This is a genomic window from Acidovorax sp. KNOB132, assembly GCF_057541515.1.
This window is the reverse complement of record NZ_BAAJYT010000319.1, coordinates 1-3,738: the sequence shown is the minus strand read 5'-3', so window position 1 is coordinate 3,738 and position 3,738 is coordinate 1. Positions and strand designations below refer to the sequence as shown.

Genomic DNA, 3,738 nt, shown 5'->3' with positions numbered 1-3,738 from the left:
CCCACAGCTCCCGCGCCGTTGCGGCGCCGCTCCTTGAGGCGCGGAAAGATGCGGTAGATGTCGGCCAGTTGCCAGGGCGACTGCTTGCGCAGGCCCAGCAGCAGAGCGGCGGCGGGGGCGGCGTCTCGGAGCGGTTCGTCACGGCGCGGGCGGCCCGCGTTCAGTGCGCCGGCTGCGGGCGCTGCAGCAGCATGGCGTCGCCGTAGCTGAAGAAGCGGTACCCCTGCGCGATGGCGTGGCGGTACAGGCCCATCACGTGCTCGTAGCCCGCGAAGGCGCTCACCAGCATCATCAGCGTGCTCTTGGGCAGGTGGAAGTTGGTGACCAGCACGTCCACCACCCGGAAGCCGAAGCCGGGCGTGATGAAGATGCGCGTGTCGCCCGTGGCCTGGCCGCTCAGGGCCCACGATTCGAGCGTGCGCACGGTCGTCGTGCCCACCGCCACCACGCGGCCCCCGCGCTGGCGGCAGCGCTCCAGCGCGGCCAGCGTGGCCAGGGGCACCTCGTACCACTCGCTGTGCATCTGGTGCTCGGCCAGGTTCTCGGTCTTGACGGGCTGGAAGGTGCCGGCGCCCACGTGCAGCGTGACGCTGGCGCGCTCCACGCCGCGGGCCTCCAGGTCGGCCAGCACACCCGCATCGAAGTGCAGCGCCGCCGTGGGGGCTGCCACCGCGCCGGGGGCCCGGGCGAAGACGGTCTGGTAGCGCTGTGCGTCCTCGGCGGCATCGGGGTCCTCGCCGCCCTCCTGGTGCCGCTCGATGTAGGGTGGCAGCGGCAGGTGGCCGTGCCGCTCCATCAGGTCGTAGGGCGTCTCGCCCGCGGGGCCCCGCAGCGCGAAGCGAAACAGCGGGCCGTCGTCCTCGGGCCAGCGCGACAGCAGCGTGGCGTCGAAGCCGCCACCGGCCAATCCGCCCGCCAGATGCACCACGGCACCGGGCAGGGGCTTCTTGCTCACCTTCATGTGCGCCACCACCTCGTTGCCGGTCAGCACGCGCTCGATCAGCAGCTCCAGCTTGCCGCCGCTGGCCTTCTCGCCGAACACGCGGGCCTTGACCACGCGCGTGTCGTTGAACACCAGCAGGTCGCCCGCGCGCAGCAGCCCGGGCAGGTCGCGAAAGACCCGGTCGGCCGGCTCGGTGCTGCGGCCGTCCAGCAGGCGCGAGGCGCTGCGTTCGGGGGCGGGGTGTTGGGCAATGAGCTGCGGGGGCAGCGTGAAATCGAAATCGCTGAGCGTGAAGGTGCGGGGGCTGGCAGGCATGGGGGCTTGAGGGCCGGACGGGCCCGTTCCAAGGAAAGAACGACCAAAAACAGCGGGCGATTGTCCCATGGGCCCCTGGGGCGGTGCTGGGCGCGGCTGCGCCTGCCCCTAGCGTGCCGAAGGGCCGCTGGCTCCGGCCGGCGCCAACTGCTGGCGCAGGAACGCGATCACCTCGCGGTGGAACGCCGCATGGAAGGCGATGCGGTCGAAGCCGGGCGCATCGCGGCAAAGGGCGGGCAGCCGCTCGGCCAGGGCGGCGGAGCAGGGCGCGAGGAACGCGAAATGCCCCGCCTGGGGCACCCCGTGCCATTCGGGGGGGAGCCGGCAGCGCGCGGCGCAGGGCCTCGACGCTGCCGGGCGTGACGCCATCGCCGCCCAGCGCGGAGGCCCACAGCTGCACGGGGGCCTTCACGGCCTGCAGTGTCTCGGGGGTGAAGAAGTTCAGTGGGTCGGCGATCACCGCGGCGCGGATGCGCGGGTCCGGCGCGGGCACCGCGGGCCAGGAGCGATTGCGGATCTCGGTGCACAGCGGGATGGGCGAGCCGGCCGGGCACAGCTCGGGGCGCTGGGTGAAGTCCGGCACTGCGCCCAGGGCCACGAGCCCCGTGGTGCCGCCGCGCGAGAACCCGAAGAAGCCGATGCGCCCGGGGGCCAGCTCCGCGTGGCCGGGCCAGGTGCCCAGCAGGTAGTCGGTGAGCCGCCGCATGTCGGCCGGCCGTGTGGCGAACGCGGAAAGCTGGCCCTGGCGGCTCAGGTCCTGCGCGTTGTCGCCCGGGTGGCTGATGGCCGCGACGGCAAAGCCCGCATCGGCCAGCGCCGCGGCCGTGTCGTGGTGGCTGAAGGCGGTGCCGCCCGAGCCATGCGAGACGATGACCAGCGGCAGCGGTGCACCCTGCACGGGGCAGTCGCGCACCGCCTCCAGGGTGAGCGGGCCGATGCCGACGGGCCCCGGCGGCGTGGCGCAGGGTGTCCAGATCGCGCCGCGCAATGCCGGGCCCTGGGCATCGGCGGGCACCTCGATCATGCGCAGGCCCGCCGCCTGGGTCAGCCCGGCGGCCAGGGCCAGCAGCGGCAGGACCAGCCAGCGGGACCGGAAGGCGGCATGCGCCATGAGGGCAACGACGGCGCGTGCCGCGCACCCACGGCGGTGCTCAGGAGCGGAAGGAGAGGTCATGGCGGGGCAGTGTGCCACCGCCACGCCGGCCGGCCCGCAAACGCCTTCTCGGCGCCGCTGCGGCCCGGTTCAGACCACGCGCAGCGAGAGGTCCGGCAGGCCGTCGATGTGCGCCACCATGAGGTCCCCGCGCACCACGGCGCCCACGTTCTCGGGCGTGCCGCTGTAGATCAGGTCGCCGGCCTTGAGCTCGAACGCCTGCGACAGGTTGCTGATCTGCTCGGCCACGCTCCAGATCATCTGCGCCAGGTCGGCGCTCTGCTTGACCGTGCCGTTCACCGACAGCGTGATGGCGCCCTTGGGAAAGTGGCCGGTCTGGGCCGTGCGGTGGATCGGGCCGATGGGGGCCGACAGGTCGAAGCTCTTGCCGATCTCCCAGGGCTTCTTCTGGTCCTTCATGTCGCTTTGCAGGTCGCGGCGCGTCATGTCCAGGCCCACGGCATAGCCGTACACGTGCTGCAGCGCCTGCTCCGGCGCGATGTTGCGCCCGCCGCTTTGCAGTGCGGCCACCAGCTCCACCTCGTAGTGGTAGTTGCGGGTGAGGGCGGGGTAGGGGTGGTCCACCGTGGTGCCCGGCGGCACGAACTGCACCGCGTCGTTGGGCTTTTGGAAGAAGAAGGGCGGCTCGCGCGTCGGGTCGGACCCCATCTCGCGCGCATGGGCCGCGTAGTTGCGGCCGATGCAGTAGATGCGGTGCACGGGAAAGACTTCGCGGCTGCCGGCGATGGGCACGGCCGGCACGCTCAGCGAAAACGGCGCGGGCTGGGACGGGGTGGCGGTCACGCTGGCGCAGCCTGCGGCCAGGGCGCCGCCCAGGGTGGCGGAAGAGGTCATCAAAAGGTCTCGGCGGTTCAGGTCCATGAAAGCGTCTCCGTTGTTTTGGTCAACGGAAAGCTTAAGGTTCGCCGGCGTGGCGCACCCGGACGATTCAGCGCACAACTTGGACGGAACCGGGCACCGCCACGGCCGTGCCCTGCAGTTCGCGCAGCCGCTGCGCGCGCCAGGCGCTGGGGCTCAGCCCGTGCCACTGCCGAAAGCGCCGGGCGAAATACGCCTCGTCGGCAAAGCCGCAGCGCCGTGCGATCTCGCCGATGCGCTCGCCCGTGGCCAGCAGCAGTTCCTGCGCCAGGGCGAGCCGGCGTTCGGTCAGCAGCTCGGTGAAGGTCTTGCCGGTTTCCTTCTTGATGAGGTGGGCCAGGTAGTTGGGGGACAGGCAGGCGGCCTCGGCCGCGTCGGCCAGCGTGGGGTCGCCGGCCAGTTCGCCGCGCAGGTAGCGCAGCAGCCGGGCCATGGCCGCGCGGCGGCT

Annotated in this window: 4 protein-coding genes; all 4 read right to left on the bottom strand. The window is 72.4% G+C overall.

What is annotated here, in order from left to right:
* Nucleotides 1–160: 160 nt before the first annotated feature.
* Complete coding sequence (queA, locus tag AC27IO_RS21740; RefSeq protein WP_487090927.1) at nucleotides 161–1,258, bottom strand: tRNA preQ1(34) S-adenosylmethionine ribosyltransferase-isomerase QueA; 1,098 nt, start codon at nucleotides 1,256–1,258, stop codon at nucleotides 161–163.
* A 108-nt stretch (nucleotides 1,259–1,366) separates the two neighbouring features.
* Nucleotides 1,367–1,558, bottom strand: a complete 192-nt coding sequence (locus AC27IO_RS21735; protein WP_487116209.1) for a hypothetical protein — start codon at nucleotides 1,556–1,558, stop codon at nucleotides 1,367–1,369.
* 943 nt (nucleotides 1,559–2,501) lie between these two features.
* Entirely contained in the window at nucleotides 2,502–3,293 is a 792-nt protein-coding gene (locus tag AC27IO_RS21730; protein WP_317353900.1) for a fumarylacetoacetate hydrolase family protein, read from the bottom strand.
* Between the two features lie 67 nt (nucleotides 3,294–3,360).
* Nucleotides 3,361–3,738: helix-turn-helix transcriptional regulator (locus tag AC27IO_RS21725; RefSeq protein WP_498740709.1), on the bottom strand; the 378-nt coding region annotated here is incomplete at its 5' end.

Coding starts and splice junctions, on each gene's coding strand:
- queA (WP_487090927.1), bottom strand. CDS start 1,258: ATGCCTGCCAGCCCCCGCACCTTCACGCTCAGCGATTTCGATTTCACG.
- AC27IO_RS21730 (WP_317353900.1), bottom strand. CDS start 3,293: ATGGACCTGAACCGCCGAGACCTTTTGATGACCTCTTCCGCCACCCTG.